This is a genomic window from Streptomyces europaeiscabiei (assembly GCF_036346855.1).
Lineage (GTDB): Bacteria > Actinomycetota > Actinomycetes > Streptomycetales > Streptomycetaceae > Streptomyces > Streptomyces europaeiscabiei.
On sequence record NZ_CP107841.1, the window covers coordinates 8007788 to 8031394 of the forward strand.

25 protein-coding genes are annotated in these 23607 nt (G+C 68.6%); 11 read left to right on the plus strand and 14 right to left on the minus strand.

Features of this window, described 5'->3' with window-relative positions; genetic code table 11:
• The first annotated feature begins 43 nt into the window (after positions 1-43).
• Positions 44-985, plus strand: a complete 942-nt coding sequence (gene hemC / locus OG858_RS34900; protein WP_328544100.1) for a hydroxymethylbilane synthase — start codon at positions 44-46, stop codon at positions 983-985.
• Here the strand turns inward: hemC and OG858_RS34905 are convergent.
• The 4 genes from OG858_RS34905 to OG858_RS34920 all read right to left on the minus strand — a co-directional run bounded on the left by OG858_RS34905 (position 975) and on the right by OG858_RS34920 (position 3376).
• Entirely contained in the window at positions 975-1946 is a 972-nt protein-coding gene (locus OG858_RS34905; RefSeq protein WP_328544099.1) for a hypothetical protein, read from the minus strand. The genes hemC and OG858_RS34905 overlap by 11 nt on opposite strands.
• A gap of 107 nt (positions 1947-2053) precedes the next feature.
• Positions 2054-2230 (minus strand): hypothetical protein, encoded by a 177-nt coding sequence (locus OG858_RS34910; RefSeq protein ID WP_328544098.1) that lies wholly within the window; start codon positions 2228-2230, stop codon positions 2054-2056.
• A gap of 130 nt (positions 2231-2360) precedes the next feature.
• Complete coding sequence (locus tag OG858_RS34915) at positions 2361-2660, minus strand: hypothetical protein (protein WP_328544097.1); 300 nt, start codon at positions 2658-2660, stop codon at positions 2361-2363.
• On the minus strand, positions 2651-3376 hold the full coding sequence (locus OG858_RS34920; RefSeq protein WP_328544096.1) for an ATP-binding protein: 726 nt from the start codon (positions 3374-3376) through the stop codon (positions 2651-2653). The genes OG858_RS34915 and OG858_RS34920 overlap by 10 nt, the downstream gene beginning before the upstream one ends.
• Before the next feature lie 363 nt (positions 3377-3739).
• On the opposite strand from OG858_RS34920, the gene OG858_RS34925 reads away from it, so the two are divergent.
• From OG858_RS34925 to OG858_RS34940, 4 genes are read left to right on the plus strand one after another with little or no spacing between them, the layout of a single operon-like run.
• On the plus strand, positions 3740-4147 hold the full coding sequence (locus OG858_RS34925; protein WP_328544095.1) for a hypothetical protein: 408 nt from the start codon (positions 3740-3742) through the stop codon (positions 4145-4147).
• Entirely contained in the window at positions 4119-4643 is a 525-nt protein-coding gene (locus OG858_RS34930; RefSeq protein ID WP_328544094.1) for a DUF6879 family protein, read from the plus strand. The genes OG858_RS34925 and OG858_RS34930 overlap by 29 nt, the downstream gene beginning before the upstream one ends.
• 7 nt (positions 4644-4650) lie before the next feature.
• Entirely contained in the window at positions 4651-5505 is an 855-nt protein-coding gene (locus OG858_RS34935) for a helix-turn-helix domain-containing protein (RefSeq protein ID WP_328544093.1), read from the plus strand.
• A gap of 9 nt (positions 5506-5514) precedes the next feature.
• A complete protein-coding gene (locus OG858_RS34940; protein WP_328544092.1) occupies positions 5515-5697 on the plus strand; it encodes a DUF397 domain-containing protein in 183 nt (60 codons plus the stop codon).
• A gap of 641 nt (positions 5698-6338) precedes the next feature.
• Here the strand turns inward: OG858_RS34940 and OG858_RS34945 are convergent.
• Both OG858_RS34945 and OG858_RS34950 read right to left on the minus strand, forming a co-directional pair.
• Positions 6339-6860 carry a DUF6879 family protein gene (locus OG858_RS34945; protein WP_328545284.1) on the minus strand — a complete coding sequence of 174 codons (522 nt, stop codon included), beginning with the start codon at positions 6858-6860 and terminating at the stop codon, positions 6339-6341.
• Entirely contained in the window at positions 6838-7068 is a 231-nt protein-coding gene (locus tag OG858_RS34950; protein ID WP_328544091.1) for a hypothetical protein, read from the minus strand. The genes OG858_RS34945 and OG858_RS34950 overlap by 23 nt, the downstream gene beginning before the upstream one ends.
• Positions 7069-7536: 468 nt before the next feature.
• On the opposite strand from OG858_RS34950, the gene OG858_RS34955 reads away from it, so the two are divergent.
• Positions 7537-8223: a DUF317 domain-containing protein gene (locus tag OG858_RS34955; protein ID WP_328545283.1), complete on the plus strand. Its 687-nt coding sequence runs from the start codon at positions 7537-7539 to the stop codon at positions 8221-8223.
• A gap of 112 nt (positions 8224-8335) precedes the next feature.
• Here the strand turns inward: OG858_RS34955 and OG858_RS34960 are convergent, their stop codons facing one another.
• The 4 genes from OG858_RS34960 to OG858_RS34975 form a co-directional block, all read right to left on the minus strand.
• Complete coding sequence (locus OG858_RS34960; protein WP_328544090.1) at positions 8336-10051, minus strand: relaxase/mobilization nuclease domain-containing protein; 1716 nt, start codon at positions 10049-10051, stop codon at positions 8336-8338.
• Complete coding sequence (locus tag OG858_RS34965; protein WP_328544089.1) at positions 10048-10389, minus strand: plasmid mobilization relaxosome protein MobC; 342 nt, start codon at positions 10387-10389, stop codon at positions 10048-10050. The genes OG858_RS34960 and OG858_RS34965 overlap by 4 nt, the downstream gene beginning before the upstream one ends.
• Positions 10390-11264: 875 nt before the next feature.
• Positions 11265-11954 carry a hypothetical protein gene (locus OG858_RS34970; RefSeq protein WP_328544088.1) on the minus strand — a complete coding sequence of 230 codons (690 nt, stop codon included), beginning with the start codon at positions 11952-11954 and terminating at the stop codon, positions 11265-11267.
• 7 nt (positions 11955-11961) lie between these two features.
• On the minus strand, positions 11962-12801 hold the full coding sequence (locus OG858_RS34975; RefSeq protein ID WP_328544087.1) for a helix-turn-helix domain-containing protein: 840 nt from the start codon (positions 12799-12801) through the stop codon (positions 11962-11964).
• Between the two features lie 680 nt (positions 12802-13481).
• Here OG858_RS34975 and OG858_RS34980 point away from each other — a divergent pair.
• A complete protein-coding gene (locus tag OG858_RS34980) occupies positions 13482-13682 on the plus strand; it encodes a helix-turn-helix transcriptional regulator (protein ID WP_328544086.1) in 201 nt (66 codons plus the stop codon).
• A complete protein-coding gene (locus tag OG858_RS34985) occupies positions 13679-15115 on the plus strand; it encodes a tyrosine-type recombinase/integrase (RefSeq protein ID WP_328544085.1) in 1437 nt (478 codons plus the stop codon). Before OG858_RS34980 ends, OG858_RS34985 begins: the two co-directional genes overlap by 4 nt.
• A gap of 38 nt (positions 15116-15153) precedes the next feature.
• Here OG858_RS34985 and OG858_RS34990 read toward each other — a convergent pair whose 3' ends face one another.
• On the minus strand, positions 15154-17067 hold the full coding sequence (locus OG858_RS34990; RefSeq protein ID WP_328544084.1) for a DEDDh family exonuclease: 1914 nt from the start codon (positions 17065-17067) through the stop codon (positions 15154-15156).
• A 655-nt stretch (positions 17068-17722) separates the two neighbouring features.
• On the opposite strand from OG858_RS34990, the gene OG858_RS34995 reads away from it, so the two are divergent.
• The 3 genes from OG858_RS34995 (at position 17723) to OG858_RS35005 (ending at position 20152) form a co-directional block, all read left to right on the plus strand.
• Complete coding sequence (locus tag OG858_RS34995) at positions 17723-18427, plus strand: hypothetical protein (RefSeq protein ID WP_328544083.1); 705 nt, start codon at positions 17723-17725, stop codon at positions 18425-18427.
• A 121-nt stretch (positions 18428-18548) separates the two neighbouring features.
• Positions 18549-18851 carry a helix-turn-helix transcriptional regulator gene (locus tag OG858_RS35000; protein ID WP_328544082.1) on the plus strand — a complete coding sequence of 101 codons (303 nt, stop codon included), beginning with the start codon at positions 18549-18551 and terminating at the stop codon, positions 18849-18851.
• Between the two features lie 80 nt (positions 18852-18931).
• Positions 18932-20152 (plus strand): tyrosine-type recombinase/integrase, encoded by a 1221-nt coding sequence (locus OG858_RS35005; RefSeq protein WP_328545282.1) that lies wholly within the window; start codon positions 18932-18934, stop codon positions 20150-20152.
• Between the two features lie 143 nt (positions 20153-20295).
• On the opposite strand, the gene OG858_RS35010 is transcribed toward OG858_RS35005, so the two are convergent.
• The 3 genes from OG858_RS35010 to OG858_RS35020 all read right to left on the minus strand — a co-directional run bounded on the left by OG858_RS35010 (position 20296) and on the right by OG858_RS35020 (position 23523).
• The gene (locus OG858_RS35010) at positions 20296-21825 is read right to left on the minus strand and encodes a helix-turn-helix domain-containing protein (protein ID WP_328544081.1); all 1530 of its coding nucleotides are present in this window, start codon (positions 21823-21825) and stop codon (positions 20296-20298) included.
• Positions 21826-21964: 139 nt separating this feature from the next.
• On the minus strand, positions 21965-22162 hold the full coding sequence (locus tag OG858_RS35015; RefSeq protein WP_179200808.1) for a DUF4236 domain-containing protein: 198 nt from the start codon (positions 22160-22162) through the stop codon (positions 21965-21967).
• 638 nt (positions 22163-22800) lie between these two features.
• Positions 22801-23523 carry a VOC family protein gene (locus OG858_RS35020; protein ID WP_319064412.1) on the minus strand — a complete coding sequence of 241 codons (723 nt, stop codon included), beginning with the start codon at positions 23521-23523 and terminating at the stop codon, positions 22801-22803.
• Positions 23524-23607 lie beyond the last annotated feature (84 nt).

Consider the following 23607-nt stretch of genomic DNA (forward strand, 5'->3'; position numbering starts at 1 on the left):
CTACCATGACTTGACAGAATATCGCTGTCGGGAGTTGATCGCCGTGAAGACGTATCTGGTGGGTTCGCGCGCCAGCAATCTGGCCAAGGTGCAGGTTCGAGAATACCTGGCCCCACTTCGCGTGCAGTTTCCGGGCGTTACGTTCACACACCGAGTGATCCTTGAAGGCGGCGACAAGGACCGAAAGTCCCGCCTTTCCGCTGTCTCGGTGATCAGTGGCGGCAGCGCCTTCAGTTCTGAGCAGGAAGCGGCGCTGAGCAGGGGAGACGTGGACGTAGTCATCCATTCTCTGAAGGATCTGCCGACTGCGAACCCGCCTGGGCTGACTCTTCTGCCGCCCCCTGGTCGTGAGGATGTGCGGGATGCTTTGTGCGGTTCCACGCTGGCCGATCTCCGAAGGGGTGCTCGGGTAGGAACTGGTGCCCCGCGGAGAATTGCTCAGCTCCTAGCTGTCCGCCCAGATCTCGAAATCGTGCCGATCAGGGGTAATGTGCCGCCCCGCTTGAAGAAGATTGAGACGATGGGCCTTGATGCGGTTGTATTGGCGGCGGCAGGGCTTCGCCGCCTGGGTCTCGATGACGCAATTGGTGAACTGCTGCCCTTGCGCCAATTTCCACCCTCGCCTGGACAAGGTGCCCTCGGAGTTCAGGTCCGAGAAGACAGTCCTGAACTCCAGGAGATCCTCTCCAGTGTGGGAGACGCTGCCGTCGACGCCCACGTGCGGGCGGAGCGGGCCCTGCTCGCCGAACTGCACGGCGGGTGCAGCGTCCCCGTGGGCGCGTACGCGCAGACGCGGCCGGACGGCTCCCTGTCGCTCTTCGCCCAGGTCACTTCGTTGGACGGTACCCGGCGGGTCGAGGGTACCCTTTCCGGCCCGATGGGCGAGCCGGAGAAGCTCGGTGCGGCCCTGGCCGCTGAGCTGATCGACCAGGGCGCGCGGTCCATCCTTGACGTGATTCGGGGTGAGTCCGCGGTCAGTCGTTGAGGTGGCGGGCGATGTCCAGTGCTGCGTACGTGATGCTGGCTTCCGCGCCGGCCCGCTTGAGCATGGTGAAGAGTTCCACCAGCCGGCGCACGTCCCGCTTGCCGGTCGCGCTGTCTATATGCGAGAGCGTCGTGTACTCGCCCGAGACCGAGAACGGGAAGAGCGGCGCCAGCGTGCGCTTCCTCAGCTCGGTGAGGACGTCGGCGCTGAACATCGCCGGTTCGAGGAGGAGCATGTCCGCGCCGTCGCCGACGAGTTGGAGAGCGGTGTCGATGAACTGCTCGGGCTTGCCGGGGTTGATCTGGAACTCGCGGTCGGAGCCAGCCTGCGGGGTGGCGCCCATCGTGAGCCGGAAGCCGTCGTAGAGGCTGCTCCAGAAGATGACGTGCGGCATGATCGACACGCTCTCGTGGCCGGACGCGTTCAGCGCCTCACGGGCGCCTTTGGTGGTCCCGACGACCATGGAGGCAGGGCCCACAATGTCGGCTCCCGCCGCCGCGTGCGCGACGGCCTGTCGGGAGGTCACGTCGGTGGTGGCGGCGATGTCAGGGTGCCCGTGCCGGTCGGTGACGTAGCAGAAGCCGGTGTCGGTGTACGAGCAGAGGCAGGTCTCCGTTATGACGGCGATCTCGGGTTCCGCGTCCTTCGCCGCCCGCACCGCGCGGGCCATGAGGGCATCCGGTACGACGGAGAACTCCCCGGCGGCGTCGCGCTGGGTGGACTCGGCGAAGACTTTTACGGACCGGATGCCGAGTTGCCGGGCCTGGCGCATCGCGGCGGGAATCTGGCCGACCGTGAGGGTCGGCATGGGGCGGTCGGCCTCCTTCTCGGTGATCAGTAACACCAGGGACAGGTCGGCCGGGTCGAGCGGAGGGCCTTCGAGGAAGCGGCGAACAGCCGGACGACTGCGGAGCGGGCTCGTGGCTCCATGGGTTCGGGCGGGTGGCGCGATGACGCTCATCAGTCCCTCACTTTCGTCGGGTGGCGCATGGGCCCGCCGACAGGCACAGGGAGATATGCGGATTGGTGCCTGCCGACGGGGGTCTGTGTGGGGCGAGGCGCTCGGGCCTACGTCTGTCCCCGGCGCTTGATGTCCGCGAGCTTGGCTGCGGCGTCCTCCGCAACGTCCGTGCCGACCTGACGAGCGGCTGAGGGGAGCCCGTCGTCCTTGGCGACGCCGATACCGGCGCCTATCGCACCGATGAGGTCGAACAGCTCGTCGTCGTCTTGTTCCTGGGTAGCCAAGGCGTCTCTCTTCGCATGGTTGGTAGTGGCCCCGTCCCTGCCGCGACCTGTCCTTCTGAGGTCGGGGGAGCCTCCAGTTGGAACGGCAGGGACGGGGGACTGAAGGCCCGCCCAGGGCACGGCTGTCCCCTTAGGCGACGTAGGCGGGCGGTCTGTCGAGTGGCGCGCAGATGGGCCACTGGCCGATAGGGAGAGGCTCCGCGGGTGCGGAGCTGGGGGCGTCCTGTCGGCGGAAGGCCCGCTCGCTCATCGTGTAGTGGAGCTGTTCGAGCCTGAAGACGCACCACTGGCAGGCGGCGAGGGGGAAAGCCCTTCCGGCTACCGTGATTTCGCCGATCTCTGCGACGGGAACGCCGGTCTGCTCGCACCTGAAGCAGCTCCCGTCCTGCCAGTCGAAGCGGCCCCACAGCTCACGGGGTTTCAGTCCCACTCCGGCTCCTCCTCCGTGATGTGGGGGAGAGGGCTTCCGCCGACGACGGGCACGAAGCGCACCGGCCGGGCATGCCAGATGAACGTGTACGGCCCGGCCGAGAGAGGAAGCGTGAACTCCTCACCGTTCTTCAGCGCCTCGGCGGGCTCCCGCCATCCGTCGGACAGCCAGTCCCAGACGTAGCCGACCAGCGAGGCGTTGATGGCCGAGGCGATGACGCGCATCTGAATGCGGGCCCAGCGGATCGCGCGGTCCGGTGTGGGCATGGTCGCGATTGCGAGCTGTCTGCCGTCTTCCTGGCGCCACTCGCACCAGAACCCCGATTTGGGTACGACCGGCTCCGGTACGGCGATCGTGCACCACGTGCGGGTGCCGTCCTCGCTGGTGCCCCAGTCCTCGGCGAGGGCTTCGACGATCAGCATGCCGCGACCGCTTTCCTCGTCGTCGGTCGGGCGCTTCACCTGAGGCCGGCCCGGAGTTCCGTCGGCCACCTCGACACGGACCTCGCCCCGCCAGTACGAGACGGAGAAGGTGACGTTCTCCGTCTCGCCGTACCGGATGGCGTTGGTGACCAGCTCGCTGATGAGCAGGCCGGCGGTATCGATGCAGGAGCCGACCCCCCACAGCCGGAGATGGGCGGCACTGATCCGGCGTAGTTGCTGCACCCGCTGCGGCACGCGGGTGCAGGAGATGACGAAGCGAGCGGGCTGGTCCATGTCTCTCCCCGGACCGCGTACGTGCGGGACCCTTCCCTGAGGCGGAACAACATTGGCTATGCCGCCGGAAGCGCTCCGTAATCTCCCGCGCGTCGCCTCGGGAGCGGTTGCACTCTGCAAGGCAAGGGCCATCGCTGTCCTCCGCACGTCACGGGCAGGAAGGTTGCTCTCGGCACGGCACCTCGGGTGCGTTCGCCGGCTTCCCCTGGTTGCTCGGGTTTCGAGACGACCGTATGACGACTGCGTCTCAACTCCCAAGAAGATTGCGCGAGTTTGCAGCAAGTCGTTTGACGGCGATGAATGCCGCGCAGACTATCGAGGTGTCGCGCAAATCAGCGCAAGGCAGCGGACGGGAGAGCAGCCGTGAAGCTACGGTTCCTTGGTAAGAACTCCACCCCCGGAGACAGCCCCACCCTGTACGCCAGTGACCAGGACAGCTACGTCATCCAAGGCTGGAAGGTGTTCGCGAACGACTTGCTCATGCAACTCGACGTGCCCGAAGGCCAGACGGTGATCGAGGTACCGCCGGAACTGTTCGAGCACCTGGCGAAGGACGGACACGTGACCGGCGAGATCAAGAGCTTCACCGCCCCAATCATGCTCGTCACGGAACAGGACACGTGCATCCTGCAAGGCCCGGAGATGACCGATCCCGAGGCGCTGAGCCAGATGCGGATGCCCGACTATGAGACCTGCATCGAGGTCCCCAAGTCCTCGATCACGGCCCTACTGGAGGAGAACGGTGGACCTGATCACCCCAGCCCAGCGTGACGAGCTGTTCAACAGCTTCGAACGCGACGCCTTCCATCTGGAGCTGAGGGACGACTACGGTTCTCCCGTCGAGGACACGCCCTACGCGCGGTGGCAGCGGGGCGAGCCTGACGACTACGCGTGGCTCGACTCCTGGATGACGCTCATGAAGCGCGTCTCGGGTGAGGGGAAGACCGTCCGGCGGGTCCGTGTCGTCACGGAGCCGCACTCCCAGTACGTCGGCTGGGAGCACTCGTTGACCCACCTCAACCTGGAGGCCGGCGAGGACATCCGGTGGCTCCCACGGCACCGGTTGCCGGAGGGCATCACGTTCCCGGCTGACGGCAATGACTGGTGGCTGTACGACGACCGTCTCCTCGCCGTCGGCCATTTCGACCCGGAGGGCCGGGTGTTGGGGTCGGAGATTGTCGAGGACCCGGACATTGTGGCCGCGTGCGTCCGCGTGCGTGATCTGCTCTGGTCCGCCGCCATCCCACACGCCGAGTACAAGCCCTGACCTATCAGTGAATAACCAAGCTCAAGAGGCACGCGAGGCACTGGGTGCCCGGCTGCGCGGATTCCGGAAGGACGCGGGGTTCGCGAGCGGCCGGGCATTCGCCGTGGCCACGGGGTGGGCCGAGTCCAAGGTCTCCCGGCTGGAGAACGGCAAACAGAACCCCAGCGAAGACGACATCCGGGTCTGGTGCATCAAGACCCAACGGCAAGAGCACGTCGAGGACTTGATAGCCACGGTTCGCCACATCGACGAGCTGTGGCTTGAGTGGCGCCGGCAATTCCAGACGGGGGTGGAACAACGCCAGCGCAAGGCCCTGCCGGTCTACGCCAAGACCAAGGTCTTCCGCATCTGGCACCCCACGCTCGTGTGGGGGACGCTCCAGACGGCGGAGTACGCGGCTGAGACGTTCAGACAGGTTGTCGACTACTTCGAGATCCCCGACGACGCGGAAGCCGCCACCGCCAAGCGGCTCGAACGCCAGCAATACCTGTACCAGGGCAACCGGATCTTCAATGTCGTGCTCGGCGAACAGGCCCTCTACACCAACTTCGGCGGCCCAGACGTGATGAAGGGCCAGCTCGACCGTCTGCTGGCGGTGATGAGGCTTCCCCGGCTGAGCCTGGGCATCATCCCCCGATCCGCGCCCCTGGGCATCTGGCCCGGAAACTCCTTCTCGATGTTCGACGACAAGCTCGTCCTCGTCGAGACCTACTCGGCGGAGTTCTCCGTCACTCAGCCCCGCGAAATCGAGCTGTACACCAAGGCGTTCGCCCTCTTGAAGCAGTCAGCGGTCTACGGAACCGCAGTCCGAGACCTCATCCTCACAGCCATTCATGACTTCGATCAGATGCCGAACGACTAGGAGAACACCATGCAGCCCGCGACCCCGAACTGGCGTACCAGCTCCTACACAGGGACAGAGAACTGCGTTGAAGTGGCCGACAACGACCCAACGAAGGTGATGGTTCGGGACACCAAGGCGCGCGATCGGGGATTTTTGGCCGTCCAACGAGGCACCTGGACGGCGTTCGTCGGGTACGCCACGCGGGGATAGCGTTCCGAGTGGAGGGCCACATACGGGAAGGACGCTCCAGCCCGTGAACCGGCTGGAGCGCTCCTATCAGTACGCCCACCCACCGCCGACAGGGCCGGCGATGTCTGTTTCCGGAGCACGGCTCGTCACGAGGAGCCGCCCAGGAACGTATCCGCGGTCGGCGACGCCGCGGGGTTGCGTCCGCCTCTGACGTGACGGATGGAGAACGTTGTGGTTCCGGGGCGCTGGAGGTGTGACTTCCAGGAGAGGATTCAGTCGGCTGTCCCAGCACGGCAGCTTGGATGACGGGCCAGGCGCCTTGCCGCCACCAGGCGAACAGCCTGCGGCTGGCGATGACTGGTACGGCCAGCGACTCGACGAACTCCGGTCGGCCATAGACCTGCGCGGAGCGCTGAGCCGGGTCCAGCTTGTGCTGGTGGTTGACGACGAGTGCGCCTCCAGCCACAGGCTGGGACGGGCGGATCTGCGGCCACGTGCGAGGGTGCTTCTGCAGGGCGTTGACGAGGCTCTCGGACGCGGTGTCAACTACGCGAAGCGGCATGGTCTTGAGCTTCCCAGCAAGCGCATCGCGAAGCAGAGCGGGCTTCCTGGACGCTCGAAGATGGCGATGTCATGTCGCAGCGATGATGCTGTTCGAGCTGTCAGGCCGACGGGGTCGGCTGGAACTCTGCGTGCGGTGTCGCCCGCGCCCACACGGACTCGAAGGCCGACTCGCAGAGCTTTGCGACCTCAGGGTCTTCGGTGAGTTCCATCTCCATGTTCTCGCCTTTGCCGTCGAAGTGGTTGACGAGGACGAGGCTGGGGTCGAAGAGCCAGAAGTCGTTGCCCGGAAGAGCGAGGTCCGTGGCGTTGCGCCGGGAGAGCCAGCGCACGTCCTCGCCGGCGGCGATGTTGAGTCCGTCCGTTACGTCGTACTCGAAGCGGATGTACTCGCTGACGGGAGTCGACACGACGCGGGCCCGGCGGACCTCGACGCCTCGCGAGGATGCCTCCGTGACGAGGCTGAGCCAGTCACTCCAACGCGCGGCCGGGTCGAGTGCCGTACCGGCCTGCCAGTCGACGAAGGCCGGGTCCGACTTCATGTAGGCGTCACGCATCTCCAGATGGACGGCCGTCCGCCGGCAGTCGCGGAACAGTTCCTCAAACGTCGGGGTCCTCATCAGCTTTCTTCACCTCCAGGAAGAACTGCACCATGCGCCGGGGGATCTCCACCACCGACTCATGACCCGGGATGTCCATCTGCCCGAGACGCTCGACGTCCTCCACCTTCAGCCCCTGCACGAGGTAGCTGTCCTTCTCCTCGTCGAGGTAGATGGTGGGGGAGCCGCCACTGGGACTCTCCGGGTCCTTACCGAGCCTACGCAGGGCCATGATGTCCTCCTCGGACACCGGTAACGATCTCTGTGCCAGAGCTTGCCCGCCACTGTGCCGTGGAGCGAGGAACTTGCCGAAACTTGCCAGACGTACCGAAGTTGACCTTACGTAGCCAGGGTCGGGGTGACGAGCAGCGGGCCAACGACGGCACTCCGGGGGGCGGCCGGATCCGATCGCCGTCCCTCCTCCCTCAGCGCCCAGAGGAGGGGTATAGCCCCAAGCCGGGAGACCCTGGTCGACGCGCACGGACGCATGGGGCGTTTCACTTCGACGATTCACCAGTTCGCCGGAGGCAGACAGGGAAGATCCCGAAGGTACTGGTACTCCGCAGACGTGCATGTCAACGTGGATGACTGTCCGAAACCCCAGGTCAACGAAGGTCGTTGACCCATCCCCGAGCCAACGGAGGCGCTCCTGCACCCGCACCACCCCAGCGATCCTTCCCGTCCCGACTTGTCGGACCCGGTGTACTGGGTCACCCCGCGTCACCTCGCCGGTGATGACGGCTCGCTCGCCGAGCGGGTCGGCGACACCCTGGCCGACCTCGACTGGCGCATGTGGCCCACCTCGCGCCACACCTTGCTCTATGTGAGCCCGGACGAGCTGCGCGGCGCCGAGTGGATCCTCGCGGCCTATCCGTTCGAGCTGGGCGGCCTGCCCGTTGCATGGCAGTTGAATGCCCGTCCGCATGCCAACTCCGTGATGACGGAGTGGAACGCGTACTTCACCACCGGCGTCCCGTACGAGGCGCTCGCCGATCTCATCGTGGCGATCGACGTCCGCGAGGCGCCCGACACCGACTTCGAGGGGCCGGAGGCGGTCCTCAACGAGCTTGGCGCACAAGGGTGGATCCGCGACGTGGACCGGCCTCGCACCACTGCCACAGATCCTGGGCTCTCCTCCAGCGTGTCCCTGGAACCGGTGCCGCCGCTCATCCAGGACGCCGACCCGCGCCCGGACCTGGTGGGCTGGCAAGCGTGGGCGGAACCCGTTCTGGGCGCCCCGTACCTGTGGTGTGCCAGCTTCAGCGCCAGCGTTCCGAACGACGTGGTCGCCGCGTTTGCGTCATCGCTTGCCTCACCGGTCCCGGTGCCCCGCCGCACTGTGCCCGAGAACGCCGTGGGTCGGCTCACGGTCGTCTGCTGCGGCTGACGACCTCTGCCTCAGCGGAGTCGACTGCTCACCAAGGTCCAGGCTGCCTCCTGACCACCCTGCTCTACCAGTGCCCTCTGTCTCGGCAGAGGGCACCGGCATATGTGCTGAATCACCGCGTCTTGCGGGGCTGGCCGTCTCGGTTCGGGGCGGGCGAGACAGCGCGCCCACTGCCCTTGGCCGCAGCGAGGGTGCGGTCGGGCATCGTGTTGGCGTCAGCGGGCAGGTCGGCCAGGCGGCGCAGCCGCCACACCAGCACGTCGCTGATCGAGTCGGCGGTGCCCAGCTCCCGCCGTCCGGCAGCCTCGCCCAGCAGCGCGACCGGGTCGTGGCCGGCGATCTCGGTATCGGTGAGGGTGGCCGCCAGGGCGTGCCAGCCCGGCTCGGCCAGGATCTGTTCGGCCAGCTCCGGCACGGCCGCCCGCAGACGGGTGGCCTGCTTCTGGCACAGGGGCTGGGACAGACGCCGGCCTCGCTGGTACAGCACGCCCAACGGGACGTCGGCGGCGGCTTGGTAGGCGGTGCGCAGATGTTCGGCGGCCTGGCGGGCTGCGGCGGCCTGCTGGGCGTGGGCCTTCTTCGCATGCCAGTGGGCGGTGGCGGTGACGAGGAAGAACAGCATGTCGATGACCATCGCGGTGGTGGCGCCGTCCTCCCCGCGGCCGAGCGCGGGGCCGCTGTAGACGAGGTCGCGGGCGGCCTGGCGCAGGGCCCGGTCGTGTCCGCGTTCGGCCTGGATGTGGGAGCGGGTGGCCCGCTCGAACACGAAGGCCGCGTCGCGCAGTTCGGCGCGGGTGTGGGCGGCTGAGGTCTTGGCGAGCGCGTCCAGGACCTCCCCTGCGGCGGCGATGTGCGAGGCCACCTGGCTGTCCTCGCCATGATCGATGATCAGCAGCGCTTGCCATGCTGTGGTGGCGGCACTGCGTCGCGCGGCGGCCGGACCGGGCGACCGGGGGGACGGTGCGCTGTCGCTTCGGCTGGAGGCGTCGCCGTTGCCGGAGAAGCGTTTGCGGATGCGGGGCAGGGACAGGTCGGGGGAGAGCGTGGAGCCCGCGTAGAACACGGGCTCCTTCTCGCCGTTGCGGTTGTCCGGGAGGGCGACCTTGTAGCCGAGCAGGTCGCCGGAGGGTGCGGCGCGTTTGCGGATCAGCAGGCCGGCGGCGGCCAGCCGGTCGAAGAACTCCTCCTCGCTCATGGCTCCGGCCACTGCCCGCCGTACGGTCTCCCGCAGCTCCTCGCGAGCGGCCTGCTCTCTGCCCTCGCGTCGCGCCTTGTGGCGTTCGGCGCTGGTGGGGGGCTTGGCGGCGGTGCCGTCCCCGGGCGGGACACGGCGCAGCCCGTAGTCGACTTCGATGCGGCGGCATTCGGCCTGGGCGCGGCGGGCCTCGTTGTGCCGACGGGGTCGGCGGCCGTCGTCGCGGATGAGGGTGGCGATGATGTGGATGTGGTCGTCGGCATGGCGTACGGCTGCCCACCGGCAGGCTTGCTCGTCGCCGTCGGGGGCGATGCCGGTGGCGGCGACCATGCGGCGGGCGATGGCCGCCCAGTCCTCGTCGGACAGGATCGGGTCCTCGGGGGCAGCCCGCACCGACAGGTGCCACACGTGCTTCTCGGGGCGCTTGCTGGCGGGCAGGGCGTTGACGGGCTGGTCGAGCAGGTGCTCAAGCTGCTCGTAGGTGGCTTTCGGGTCGCGGCCGGGGTCAGGGGTGAGCGGGTCGAAGGCGGCCACCAGGTGCGGGTCGGTATGCACCTCGTCGGTGCCGGGGCCGTAGAGGTATTTGATGAGTCCGATCGTTTCGCTGCCGCGCTTGTGGATGCTGGGGATCACGCGATGCCACCGCCGTCCCGGTGGGCGAGCAGGGCATCGGCGGCGGCCTCCATACGGCGGGCGGCGCGCCGGACAGCCTCGGCCGAGGCATCCAGGTGGGGTGCGTCGGCGCCGGAGTTGAGAGCCTTGGCGACCTGGTTGAACAGGCCGTGGATGCGGCCCAGGTGCCGGCGGGCGGCGAACAGCTCGTCGATGACCTGCCGTTCGGTGGCGATCTCGGCGGCGGTGCGGTTCAGGTCGCGGGCGGCCTTGTCGACGGCGTAGGAGAGGAAGGCGGCGTTGGACATCTGGCAGTGGGCGGCGGCGTCGGTGAAGCGCTTGAACTCGGGATCGTTCATGCGGCAGCTGGGCTGGTGCACGCGCTTGCGCGACTTCGGCTGACGCGCGCGCTGACGTCTCTTCGAGAGGGACTCGGCCTGCCGGTTCCCTCCCTGCTGCGGTCCGCCCTCGGCCGCAGCCTGACGGTCCGGTGCCCCCTGGCGCCGGGCTGTTCCCGCCACCCCAGGGGCGGGAACTCCGGGAGCATTGCTCCCGGTACAACTTGCTGTGCCGTTGTCTGGGGCAGTGGTCGTCTCCTGCTGTGCAGTGGGGCGTTCGTGGTGCTGGTCGTGCACGCTCGGTTCTCCGTGTGGTCTGCGTGATGAGGGGTGGTCGTGCTGCTTGGCCAGGGCGGGCCGTCGTTTCGGGCGCGTGAGGGCGCGAACCGCGACCGGGGCTGGTCTCGGCCTGCCGCCGGAGATGGGTTCCGGGACCGTGGGGCGGCTGGGGACCCGGGGGCGGGGCCCTTGGGGACCGGTCCCCGAAGTGACGTGATCCACGGTCCCCACATCGTTCGGGGCCACGCTGCGACGTTCGTCGGGGACGGTCCCCCTGACGTGGCGTCAGGGGGACCGTCCCCGTTTCGGTGCCGCCCACGAGGCGGTCCCCAACGTGCCAGGGTCGGCTGCGGGGACCGGTCCCCGCAGTCGGGGACCGTCGTGGGGACCGGCCTCGTAGCGCCCTGAGCAGGGGTTTCCCGGAGCGATCCGGTGCTGTCACCGTCCACGCCGGCTCTTGCACCGTCCCGCGCGGGACGGTCCCCGATGGACCGTCAGCGGGACGGTCCCCCTGACGGTGTGTCACGGGGACCGTCCCGCTGAGCTGTGTGGGGATCGGGCCATCGGAGGCCGGGGTCTGTTGCGGGGACCGGTCCCCATCGAGGGTCCGAGGAAGGTCACGCAGCCTCACGCCGGGCGACTTCCGCAGCAGCGAGGTCCACGCGGGTCGGGTGAGGCGTGGCGCGAGGTGCGTTGGCCCGGGTACGGCCGTCGGGGCTGACACGTCGGGTGCGGCAGGGCTCGCCCTCGGCGGCGTGGCACCACTGGCATGCCACGCTGAGGGCGTCGGGGCGTCCTTCGGCGACGGCGGTCTCGCGTGCGGCTCGGGTCGGCCGGTAGCGGGCGAGCTCGGCGCGGGCGGTCGGTGGGATGCACGTGCCGATGGTGCGCAGGCGGGCTTCGAGGTCGGGGTGCGGGCCGCCGGTAGTGATCTGCCGGTGTGTCGAGGGCGCGGCCGTGCCGGCGGCGACCGCGTGGCGGGCGGCGAGCAGTTCGGCACGCCAGGCAGTCTCGTCGTCCGGGTCGGCGGACGGGGTGGGGTCGGTGTGTCGTCCCAGGCGGTCGCGACGATAGGCACGCCATTTGCGAGCGACGTCCACGGGCAGGATCGGGTACGGAGAGTCGAGGATGTGGGCTCGTATCGCCTCGCGGACATCCCAGCCGTGGGCGGTGACGAGGGGCACGTCGCTGAGTAGCTCGTGCCACTGGGCGATCTGGTCACGGGCCTCGCCGGAGTCGGTCCGGATGGTGCGGGGGTCGAGGCGGCCGATGTAGGCGAGGGCGGCGGCGACTTCGCGTCGTTCCAAGGGCGGGTTACTCCGTTCCTGTTGGTTCGTCGAGGGCGGCGAGCAGGGCGGCGGTGTGTGCCTCGGCGCGGGTCATGCCCGGCGCCGGGGCGGGGGTGCCGCCGGGCACGGCGTGCAGGTGCGTGCGTCCGGGGGCGGGGGTGCGTTCGCGGGCGATCCAGGCGCGCCAGTCGCCGGCCCACGCGGCGGCGACACGGGGCTCCCACGTTGCCCGGTACGAGCGCCACTTCTCATCGGCGGCGTGCAGGCCGTCTTCGCCGAGCCGGTCGAGATGGCCGTGTTGCTGCAGCCAGACCTGCGTGGCCTCGTCGACCTGCCATTGGGCAGCGGAGACGAGCGGGGCAGAGCTGCTGCTCTTACCGTTCACCTTTGGTTCTCTACTGTTCTGGGGGTCGGAATCCGTGCCCCCGACGGGCCGGAATCCGGTCCACCCGGGGGTCGGAATCCGTTCCCCGGGGTCGGATTCCGGTCCCCCTTCGAAGGGTGCGGCAGGGTCGGATTCCGGTCCTTCAAGGGTCGGAATCCGGTCCCCCGGGAGGGTCGGATCCTGGTCCCTTTCGGCCTGTTCGGCGAGGAACCGGGCGGCGGTCGGGAGGTGGTAATACGTCTCTCCCCGTGGCCCCTTGCGGCCAGTGAGCTGCACAAGCTCGCCGTCGGCGATCAGCCTGTCGAGAGCGTCCCGTACGGCCGTACGGGACGCATTCGCCCGCTTCATGAGGGTGGGGACCGAGGCGTACGCGACGCAGCCGAGGTCGAGGCACCTGTCGGCGATCAGGGTGAGGACCATGCGGGCGGTGCCCTTGCTGCGGCTGTGGTCCCACACCCATGTGCGGGCGTCGTGGCTCATCGAGTGGTGGCTCCTGGGGCGGTGAGGGGAGTGGCCGGCCCGCTGCGGGGCGGCGCAGAGAGGGTTCGCCGTGGCGTCCTGGCCTGGGGGCACAGGCGAGGGCCTCAAGCGGGTGCACGAGGGCTGCCTGGTCCCGGTTTCGGATACCGGGGTTGCTCGGGCGGGCGACCGGAATCAGCACTCCGGGCGCCTGAGCAAGACAGCCACACCCACCCCGGACAAGTCCAGCATTCCGCCGAGAAAGCAAACAGCTCACGGCGAACGTGTCGTTCAGGGGTCCATAAATCTTAAGCCCGGATCGCCGGTTGACAAAAAAGTAGAGGAAGGCGACAGGATGAATAGGGCAACTCGTAACGCATAGGCGGCCGTGTCGCGCTGGCCTGTCCACCAGGCAGGCCGACCGGAAGCACCGCTATTTCGTCAACGGCGGATCCCGTGCTATGTTCCGCAATTTTCTGACGGCAGAACAGAAAATCGGGGCAGCAAGGGCAGGGAACATAGCAGCGGATCGCCGGTTGGCCAAACCGGCGATTCTCCGGAGAGTTGTGGTGCCAGTCGAGGCTGATCCCGCCCATGGATCCATATACCGCTATCGGCCGGCGACTCCGCAATCCCGTCTGCCTTTCGCACCCGACCCGGCGAAAGCACAGGGCTCCCGCCCCCTGCCGAAGGAACAACGCTTGACGTCCCCGTCCCGCCGTACCACCGAAAAACTCACGGTCGACGAGTTCTGCGCCGACCTCCGCATCTCCCGCTCCACCTTCTACGACTGGCGCAAGAAGGGCAGGGGACCGCGCTGCATACGCATCCCCAACGGAGCCCTGCGCATTCGCCGCACTGACTACGAGAACTGGCTGACCGACCGCGAGGACCACGCGTGAGCAACCGGTCCTACAAGGTCCGCTTCTACGACACCGAGGTCTACAAGGGAAAGCGCAAGACCAGCTACACCGTCCGATGGTCCGTCAACGGCAACCGTCGCGGCCAGAGTTTCGCCACCAACGCGCTCGCCGAATCATTCCGCGCGATACTTCGCGTCGCCGCGAACAACGGCGAACCGTTCGACATGGAGACCGGCCTGCCGGTCTCCCAGGCCACGCCCGCTGCCGAGATCACCTGCTACGAATTCGCCCTCCAGTACGTCGACATGAAGTGGCCGCGCATCTCGGCGAACAACCGCAAGAACACCGCCAAGGCCCTCACCAAGGCCACCCTCGCCCTGCTCCGCACCGAACCCCCGGACCGCTTCGACCCGATCGACGTGCGCCGAGCCCTGCGCGAATACGCCTTCAACAAGCTGAGACGCGACGAGGCGCCGCCCGAGATCCGCACCATCCTGTCGTGGACAGCCCGCAACTCCCTGCCCATGACGGCCTGGGAGGACACCAAACGCGTCGACGCCGTCATGCACGCGCTCGACACACTTCTCGACGGCAGCCCGGCCGCCGCCAGCTCTGTCAAGCGTGAGCAGCGGATCCTCAACGTGGCGATGAAGTACGCCGTCCGCCAGAAGATCCTCATCGCCAACCCCCTCCCGAAGGGCAAGGAGGAAGGCGCCGCCCCCAAGACGGCCGAGGCCGTCGGCAAGCGATCACTGCTCAACCCCGGCCAGGTAGCCCGCCTCCTGGCCTGGATCGCCGATCGCCCCCGAACCGGCCACCGCCTGCACGCTTTCTTCGTCACCCTCTACTACGCCGGTCTGCGGCCGGAGGAAGCCATCGCCCTCCGCGTCAGCGCGGCCACGCTGCCCGCCCAGGGCTGGGGGGAACTGCTCGTCCACACCGCCGAGCCCGAGGTCGGCAGTCACTGGACCGACGACGGCCGGGTCCACGAGACACGCGACCTCAAGGGCCGCGCCGAGGGCGACACCCGCCCCGTCCCCGCCCACCCCGCACTCGTCGCCGTCCTCCGCGACCTGGTCAAGCAGGACGGCCTCCAGCCCGGCGACCTGCTCTTCCCCGGCGAGAAGGGCGGACTGTTGGCCGGATCGGTCTTCCGCCGAGCCTGGAACAAGGCCCGCAAGGCGGTCCTGCCGGAGCACGAATACGAGTCCCCCGTCGGCAAGCGTGTCTACGACCTGCGCCACACCTGCCTGACCACCTGGCTCAACAACGGCATCCCACCCGCCCAGGTCGCCGAGTGGGCCGGCAACAGCGTCCCCGTCCTGCTCGCCACCTATGCCCGCTGCATCACGGGCCAGCTCGCCGAGCTTCAGCAGCGCATCGAAGGACCCCAACGGCTGCCCACTGGGCGGCCCCCAAGCATGCCGGTTCCCAAGCCTGGTGCCTTGCCCGCGCCGCGTCGCCGGGCCTGATCCAGGGACGCGTAGACCTCCGCTCCGGCCCCTGTCGTTCAATCGGCGATATCGACTCCGTAGCCGCGTGCGAGGGCTTCGAGGCCGTGGTCGTAACCCTGGCCGATGGCACGCATGCGCCAGACCGGGCCCCTGCGGTAGATCTCCGCGAGCAGCATGGTGCGTTCGGTGGTGGCGGCGTCCAGGGTGGCGCGGGTGAGTGGCGCCCCACTGTCGCCGGGCGCGACGCCGATCTGGATCGCGCCCACCGTTCCGAAGGTGGCTGCGCCGTCGATGGCCGCAGCGACGACGACCTTGCGCGTCGCGGGTGGCAGGGACGCCAGGTTGAGGGTGATGGTCTGTTCGGCGGGGCCGCCGGTCAGCAGCCGTACCGTCCCGGCGGGGCTCTCGGGGGCTCCGTAGAAGATGAAGTCTTCGTCGAAGGTGACCTGTTCGTCCTCGTCGAGGAGGAAGGCGACGATGTCGATCTCGCAGTCGGTCTGCGGGGCCCAGCCAGCGGTGACATGCCACTCCGGCGCGGGCCTGCCGTGCGGCATGGGGAGATCGATGACGCCGCCTCTCGGCATCACGTGCGGCTCCCAGGGCCGGTGAGGAGCCGAAGCGCCTTGGTCCGCAGCGGTCGGAGCGATGAGCCAGTGGAGGTCGTGTACGGGAAGCCCAAGAGTGGCGATGCGACCCATACGCCGGTCACCCTCCCCTCCCGGTAGGAGCACGACGTCGGTGACACTGGCGGACAGGTTGACCGCCGCGGACCCGCCCAGCTCGACGACACGGGTACGGGCCGCCGCGGCATCGGCATGGACTCCACCCAGCACCAGCACACGACGCACCGCCAGCGGCTTGGCCAAGGTGCGGGCCGAGGGCTCCGGTTGGCGCGGAGCGGCTACGGACACACCGGGGGTGCCCGTGGGAAGGGCCGCTGGTTCCGGGACAGGCGTGGCAGAGCTTGTGGTGGACACCGGCTCCACGGGTCCGACGACCGGTTCTGCTTCCGGCTCAGCGACCGGGGCAACCATGACGGCCGTCGCCTCATGCGCTGCCCCCGGCCGCACGTCGGCCAGCAGCCGCAGGAAGGTGTGCTCGTCGATGACCGGCACGCCTTCGGCGAGAGCGCGTCGGGCCTTTGCCGAATCGGACGCCGGTTCGTTCGTGACCAGCACACTGGTGTGCCGGCTGACGGAGGACATCATGTTCAGTCCGGCGGCAACCGCCCGCCCGACCAGCTCCGCCCGGGCGTGGGCGGTCTCCCCGGTGATCGCGACCTTCATGCCCTGCTGGAGCGGCCCGCCGGGAACCAGCCGTCCCGGATTGCGGTAGGCGCAGGACGTCTTCGGCGGCTTCGGCGTGAACTGCGATTCCGCCCGGGGCGGGCAGGTCACCAGCGGCAGGGGCAGATCGAGCCGCGCCGCCTCGCGCAGGGACGCTCGCAGGATGCCGGCGAGCACCCGGGTGTCGTCCAGCGCATCGTGTGCACGCTGCTGTGGGACGCCGTAGTGGGCGGCGAGGGTGCCGAGCTTCATGTCGTCTGTCGGCGGATCCACCTGGCGATTCAGAGCCAGGGTGCACAGCCGCTGCGACACCGGCAGCCACATTCGCGCACGGGCGAACTCGTGGGCCAGGAAGTCGTAGTCGAACTGGGCGTTGTGGGCGACCAGAACCCGGTCCTGGAGCATCGCCCCGATCCGCCCGGCGACCTGGTCGAAGGTCGGCGCGCCCTGCAGCCGCTCGACGGTCAGCCCGTGGACGTGCACCGGCCCCGGATCGCACCCCGGATCGAGCAGTGTCGAGAACTCACCGGTCTGCTCACCGTCCGGACCGATCGTGATCACCGCGACGGACAGCACGCGGTCCCGCCGGGCCATGAGGCCCGAGGTCTCCACGTCGACCAGGGCCCAGTCGTAGGCGTAGTCGCCCGTGGCGGGCACGTCTAAGAAGGAGGAGGCGAGACTCATGGCGCCAAGGATGATCCGACATAAGAGCCTCCTTCAACCTGAATGCCGATTTGCCCTCCTCTGGAAGGCCGCGACGCGGCGGTCGTCTCGTGCCAACCGCAGAGAGACCGCACCGAAACTTCGGGAAGTTTTCGGGAAGAACACCCGCCAAGGACCGGATAAAACCGTCTCCAGCCGGACTGTCAGCGGCTACGACAGGGGCGCCGACCGCACCCGCGCAACCACTCCACGGGTCCTGGCAAACCGCGTCTGACCAGCAAAAACGCCCTCCCGGAGGGAGAGCGGAGAAAAGGCGCCCCCGGCAGGACTCGAACCTGCGGCCAAGCGCTTAGAAGACGCCTGCTCTGTTCCGGCACTTTCGCTCGTTCAGGTCGAGTGCTTGGTGGGCGGGCGTCAGCGATTTCGGGGTCAGCGTGGTGATTCGCTGACGGCAGACGTATTGAGCCCGGAAGGGACTGGAATTGCGCGGCGAAGCAAGTGAACCTAGAGCAGCTCACGGAAGATCGTCTGCGTGATCGGCGCAACATAGCACGGGATCGCCGGTTACCCAAACCGGCGATTCTCCGGACTATTGGAGAGGTTCGGTCGCCGTGCGATTCACATGCGGTGTCCGGACTGCTGTGCCTACCCGTGCCTCACCTCAAGGAGCTTTCCCATGGCCGCAGTTGTTGGTGCCCAACCGCTTCTTCTGACCGATCGGCAGTGCATTTCGATCCTGAACTGGGCCGCCGAACAGCCCCAGAACGGTCTCGTACTGCGGGCTTTCCTAGCGTCCATCGCTCTCGCGGCGCTGCAGCCGAAGGAAGCCCTGGTGCTGCGCGTCCGAGACCTGGAACTCACGGACGACGGCAGCGGTTGGCTCCTGATCCACCCTCAGGGACAAGAGCGCCGCGACACGGATTCGGAGCGCGCGGGCGCCGAACGGCGTGTTCCCGCCTGCCGGGAGTTGGTGGCGCTCCTGAAGGCGGAGATCACCCGGCGCGATCTCCGCCCCGATGACGCGATATTCGTTCTCGACAACGGGCGACCGCTGACCGCCCCGGTCTACCGGAAGATCTGGCAGCAAGCGCGGGCGGCGGTTCTGGAAGCGCATGAGGCCGACTCGTCGCTCGGCAGGAATATCTCCGCTCTGCGTGACGCGTGCATCGCGGCGTGGCTGAAGAACGGTAACCAGAGCGCGGCGCACATCATGTTGGTGGCCGAGTGCGCCGGAATGAAAGCTCCTCGCCTCGCCGAACGCTTCGCGCCCTGCCTTCGTAAGCCGACACGGGATGAAATCCCCTGGGACCGGCTCGAAGCTGCCCTCGCCCTTCCTGACCTGTCGAGTGAGCCGGCCCCGACCGCCGTGCGCCGTCCGTAGCGCTGTTCCGCGTTGCGGATTGTCTGCGATTCGCTTCCTGCCGCATGACAAGGCGACGGGTGGGCGGAATTGGATTTCCGCCCGCCCGGGCTCATTCCTCCCTACCTCGAGAGAACCACCGATGCCTGGACGATCTTCGCTTGCCGCTACCGCTTCCTCGGGCGCCGTATCCGCCGCCTTCCTGACCGTGAAGGACGCCGCCGACTATCTCGGCCTCTCACCCCACACGCTCTACGTCTGGCGCCACCGTCGTCAGGGACCCCCGAGCTTCCGTATGGGACCCCGCGGTCGCGTCATGTACCGGCTCGAAGGGCTCGACGCGTGGGTCCGCGAACAGGAACAGGCCGACTCCCGCTCTAACCCGGCTCTCAATCCGCTCAACACCCCTCTGCAGGAGCGGTCGATCCGCTTCCGCGGCGCCTGAAACCCCAAGCGCCGTAGAGCGTTGCCTCCATCCCCATCACCAAGGAGTTCCACCTGGCCGGCTACATAGAAGACCGATGGCTGAAGAAGCGCCCGAACCCGAAAACCGGCAAGCGCGACCGCACCGCCATGTACGGCAAGTGCACCCGCTATCGCGTCAAGGGCATCCCCGGCGTGAAGGACCGGTCCTTCGACGCCCTCCAGGACGCCAAGACCTGGCTCGCCCAGGCTCAGACCGACGCCCGCCGAGGCGAGTTCGTCGATCCCCGCGATGGGGCCATCTCCCTCAAGGACTACATCGCGACCCACTGGTGGCCCACCCAGAGCGGTGACCCGTCCACGATCGAGAGGATCGAGCAGAGGGTACGCCGGCACATCGTCCCCCACCTCGGGGCTCAGACGCTCAACGCCATCGGCACGGAAGTCCTGCGCCACTGGAAGAAGCGGCTGGAGAAGGACCTCGGCCCGACCTCGATCCGTCTGGTCTGGGCGACGCTCTCCAGTGTCCTCCAGGCGGCCGTCGAGGACCGTCGCCTCGGACGCAACCCGTGCCGCTCCAGCACGGTCGGCCCACCGGCCGCCACCCCCGGCAGGGTCGAGGCGTGGCCGCCCGAACGGGTGCTCGCGGTACGGGCGGCCATGCCGGACCGCTACCGGCTCCTCCTCGTGATCGGAGCAGGTCTTGGGCTCCGCCAAGGGGAGGCGCTCGGGCTCTCAGCGGATGACGTCGACTTCGAGAAGGAAGTCGTCCACGTCCGGCGGCAGGTCAAGATGGTGCGGACAAAGCTGTGTTTCGCGCTTCCCAAGGGGCGCAAGGTCAGGGACGTGCCGTTGCCGCCCAGCGTGGCCCGGGCCATCCGGCAGCACACGGAGCAGTTCGCGCCGGTGCCGGTCACGCTGCCCTGGGACGACCCGACTCCTGCCGAGACGCCGGTGGAAGCCAAACACCGGCGGCCGAGGACCTACAGCCTCCTGGTGACGGGACGCGAGCGTAAGGCCATCAACCGGAACTACTTCAACTCCTACGTGTGGAAGCCCGCTCTGGCTGCGGCGGGCGTGATCGCTCCGCTGGAGGAGGGCAGCGCCGACGGCGCTCGCGTGTGGGAGCCGTCCCGGGAGCACGGCTTCCACGCCCTGCGCCACTTCTTCGCCTCCGAGGAACTGGAGGCTGGCGAATCGGTCGTCTCCCTGGCACGCTGGCTGGGGCACTCCGATCCCGGGTTCACGCTGCGGAAGTACTCCCACTTCCTGCCCCGCGCCGGCGCACGGGGCACCGCCGCCATCGACGCGATCTTCGCGTAGCTGCGGCCGGTCGGCAGAGCCTGTGGAGCTTGGCCCGTAGCCCACCGCGGGCCCAAAGTCCCAGAGAAGTCCCAGAGATGCCGCCGCACCCCTCCCTGACCCGCTAAGCAGCAGGTCAGACGGGGTGCGGCGGCATCCGCACATCAAATGTCCCGGAAGATCTCGATCTGTGCCCCCACCGTGTTCAGGCGCTCCGCGAGGTCCTCGTAGCCGCGGTTGATGACGTAGACGTTGCGGAGGACGGACGTGCCGTCGGCGGCCATCATTGCCAGGAGGACGACGACGGCGGGGCGCAGGGCGGGCGGGCACATCATCTCGGCGGCGCGCCAGCGGGTGGGGCCCTCGACCAGGACGCGGTGGGGGTCCAGCAACTGGAGGCGTCCGCCGAGGCGGTTGAGGTCGGTCAGGTAGATCGCGCGGTTGTCGTAGACCCAGTCGTGGATGAGGGTCTGGCCCTGCGCGGCGGCGGCGATGGCCGCGAAGAACGGGACGTTGTCGATGTTGAGGCCGGGGAACGGCATGGGGTGGATCTTGTCGATCGGTGCCTGGAGCTTCGAGGGGTGGACGGTGAGGTCCACCAGGCGCGTACGGCCGTTGTCGGCGAAGTACTCCGGTGAGCGGTCGTGGTCGAGGCCCATCTCCTCCAGGACCGCCAGCTCGATCTCCAGGAACTCGATCGGCACCCGGCGCACGGTCAGTTCGGACTCGGTGACGACCGCGGCGGCCAGCAGGCTCATCGCCTCGACCGGGTCCTCGGAGGGCGAGTAGTCGACGTCCACGTCGAGGTGCGGCACGCCGTGCACGGTGAGCGTGGTGGTGCCGATGCCCTCCACCCGTACACCGAGTGCCTCCAGGAAGAAGCAGAGGTCCTGGACCATGTAGTTGGAGGAGGCGTTGCGGATGACGGTGACGCCGTCGTGGCGGGCGGCGGCGAGCAGTGCGTTCTCGGTCACCGTGTCGCCGCGCTCGGTCAGCACGATCGGCCGGCCGGGGGTGACGGACCGGTCCACCTCGGCGTGGTAGAGCCCCTCGGTGGCCGTGATGTCGAGGCCGAACCGGCGCAGCGCGATCATGTGCGGTTCGATGGTCCGTGTCCCGAGGTCGCAGCCGCCCGCGTACGGCAGCTTGAAGTGGTCCATGCGGTGCAGCAGCGGGCCGAGGAACATGATGATCGAGCGGGTGCGGCGGGCCGCCTCCGCGTCGATCGCGTCGAGGTTCAGTTCGGCCGGCGGCACGATCTCCAGGTCGACACCGCCGTTGATCCACCGGGTGCGTACGCCGATGGAGCCGAGCACCTCCAGAAGGCGGTACACCTCCTCGATGCGGGCCACCCGGCGCAGTACTGTGCGCCCCTTGTTCAACAAGGTGGCGCACAGCAGCGCGACACAGGCGTTCTTGCTGGTCTTCACGTCGATCGAGCCGGACAGTCGACGCCCGCCGACCACCCGCAGATGCATCGGACCCGCGTATCCCAGCGAGACGATCTCACTGTCCAGGGCTTCACCGATTCGGGCGATCATCTCAAGGCTGATGTTTTGATTACCGCGCTCGATTCGATTGACCGCGCTCTGACTCGTGCCGAGCGCCTCCGCCAACTGGGACTGTGTCCAGCCGCGGTGCTGCCTTGCGTCACGGATGAGCTTGCCGATGCGTTCGAGGTAGTCGTCTGCCATGGGGTCGAGGTTATCTCAGATATGAGATGGCACCTCTGGGGGGGTCCGTTGGGGTTGTGACGAGGGCCCGTTCAGGTGACGGGGCGTCAGCCGTGCGGGAGGACGCCGCCGTCGGCGGTGATCGGGCCGCCGGTGAGGCTCAGTGGCGCCTGGCCTTGCGTGTGCGGCGCCAGCCGAAGGGGCCGGGCAGGTCCATCGAGGTCGTACGGCGTCCCGTGCTGCTGTGGGTGTGCCGGGGGCCGTTGCGGCCACCGGTGGTGATGGACCAGGAACGCTTGTTGATGTTCAGTCGCACACCCGGCAGGATGCGGAAACTCTTGCGGAACGTGAGCGGCATGTGTGCCTCCTTCCCGATGCACACCGGGTACCCCTCCCGGCCGTTCGCATCCCTGTCACTTGTGGGCAACTGCGAGTTCGGTGAGGGGTGTTGGCGGTGAGTCGGGGCTGGGGGTCGGTCCGGGGCCGGGAGATTCCGGCGGTGGCGGTGGCGGTGACGGTGGCGGCGGCGGGGTGCAAGGGGCAAGGTCGGCCGGGTGGCCGGGTGGCCGGGTGGCCGGGTGGCCGGGTGGCCGGGTGGCCGGGTGGCCGGGTGGCCGGGGGTGGTCGGGTGGCCGGGTGGCCGGGGGTGGCCGGGGGTGGCCGGGGGTGGTCGGGTGGCCGGGGGTGGTCGGGTGGCCGGGTGGCCGGGTGGCCGGGTGGACGGGGGTGGTCGGGCTCCTGCCTGGATCGCGGGAGGCTCCGCCCGGGTCGCCGGAGGCTTCCGCGGATCGGGGAGGCTCTCGCCTGGGTCGGGGGAGCCCCGCCCGGCGCGGTCACCTGCCGCCCGTGCGGGTCACGCCCTGCCCGGACTGCTAGGTGCCGCCCATGTGGGTCACGCCCTGCCCGGACTGCTAGGTGCCGCCCATGTGGGGCACACCCCGCCCCGGACTGCTCGGTGCCGCCCGGATCCGTCCCGCCGGCTCCCGCCTGTTCGCGTCAGCGTGGCGGCAGTACGCAGAACTCGTGGCCGTCCGGGTCGGCCATCACCACCCAGTCGACCTCGCCCTGGCCGATGTCGATCCGCGTCGCGCCGAGGGAAAGGAGACGGTCGACCTCTGCCTGCTGATCGCCGTCGGAGGGCGGGGCGAGGTCGAAGTGCAGCCGGTACTTCCCGGCCTTCGGGGCCAGTGGCGGGCCGCCCCATGTGATCTTCGGACCGCCGTGCGGCGAGCGGATCGCGGTCTCCTCGTCCTGGTCCCAGACCAGCGGCCAGCCCAGCGCCCGGCTCCAGAAGTACCCGACCTCCTGCGAGCCGTCGCTCGCGAGCGCTCCGATGAATCCGCAGTCCGCGAGGAAGTTGTTGCCCGGCTCGATCACGCAGAACTCGTTGCCCTCGGGGTCGGCGAGAACGACATGCTCCTCGTCCGGGAGCTGGCCGATGTCGATGTGCCGGCCGCCTAGTTCGAGAACCCTCGCCACGACCCTCCGCTGGTCGTCGAGGGACTCGCTGGTCAGGTCGAAGTGCATCTGGTTCGCGACGGTCTTCTTCTCCTGGCTCGGCAGGAAACGGAGCCGGAACCCGGTGTCGTCGTTCGGTGCGAGCGCGATGCCGTCGTAGGGGTCGTCGACCGTCTCCCAGTCCAGGACGCCGGCCCAGAAGCGCGCGAGACCGACGGGGTCGTTCGCGTCGAAGGAGAGCGCGTGGAGGTGAGAAGTCATGCCCGGGGATCTCCGATCCGCTGACTCACGGCCGCGGAGGGGTTCATCCATCCGCGGACAGGGCCGGTCCGGCCGCGGACGGGG

Coding starts and splice junctions, on each gene's coding strand:
- OG858_RS34920 (WP_328544096.1), bottom strand. CDS start 3,376: ATGGACCAGCCCGCTCGCTTCGTCATCTCCTGCACCCGCGTGCCGCAG.
- OG858_RS34995 (WP_328544083.1), top strand. CDS start 17,723: ATGGCCGCAGTTGTTGGTGCCCAACCGCTTCTTCTGACCGATCGGCAG.
- OG858_RS34965 (WP_328544089.1), bottom strand. CDS start 10,389: ATGAACGATCCCGAGTTCAAGCGCTTCACCGACGCCGCCGCCCACTGC.
- OG858_RS35010 (WP_328544081.1), bottom strand. CDS start 21,825: ATGGCAGACGACTACCTCGAACGCATCGGCAAGCTCATCCGTGACGCA.
- OG858_RS35020 (WP_319064412.1), bottom strand. CDS start 23,523: ATGACTTCTCACCTCCACGCGCTCTCCTTCGACGCGAACGACCCCGTC.
- OG858_RS35015 (WP_179200808.1), bottom strand. CDS start 22,162: ATGCCGCTCACGTTCCGCAAGAGTTTCCGCATCCTGCCGGGTGTGCGA.
- OG858_RS35000 (WP_328544082.1), top strand. CDS start 18,549: ATGCCTGGACGATCTTCGCTTGCCGCTACCGCTTCCTCGGGCGCCGTA.
- OG858_RS34905 (WP_328544099.1), bottom strand. CDS start 1,946: ATGAGCGTCATCGCGCCACCCGCCCGAACCCATGGAGCCACGAGCCCG.
- OG858_RS34940 (WP_328544092.1), top strand. CDS start 5,515: ATGCAGCCCGCGACCCCGAACTGGCGTACCAGCTCCTACACAGGGACA.
- OG858_RS34990 (WP_328544084.1), bottom strand. CDS start 17,067: ATGAGTCTCGCCTCCTCCTTCTTAGACGTGCCCGCCACGGGCGACTAC.
- OG858_RS34950 (WP_328544091.1), bottom strand. CDS start 7,068: ATGGCCCTGCGTAGGCTCGGTAAGGACCCGGAGAGTCCCAGTGGCGGC.
- OG858_RS34975 (WP_328544087.1), bottom strand. CDS start 12,801: ATGAGCCACGACGCCCGCACATGGGTGTGGGACCACAGCCGCAGCAAG.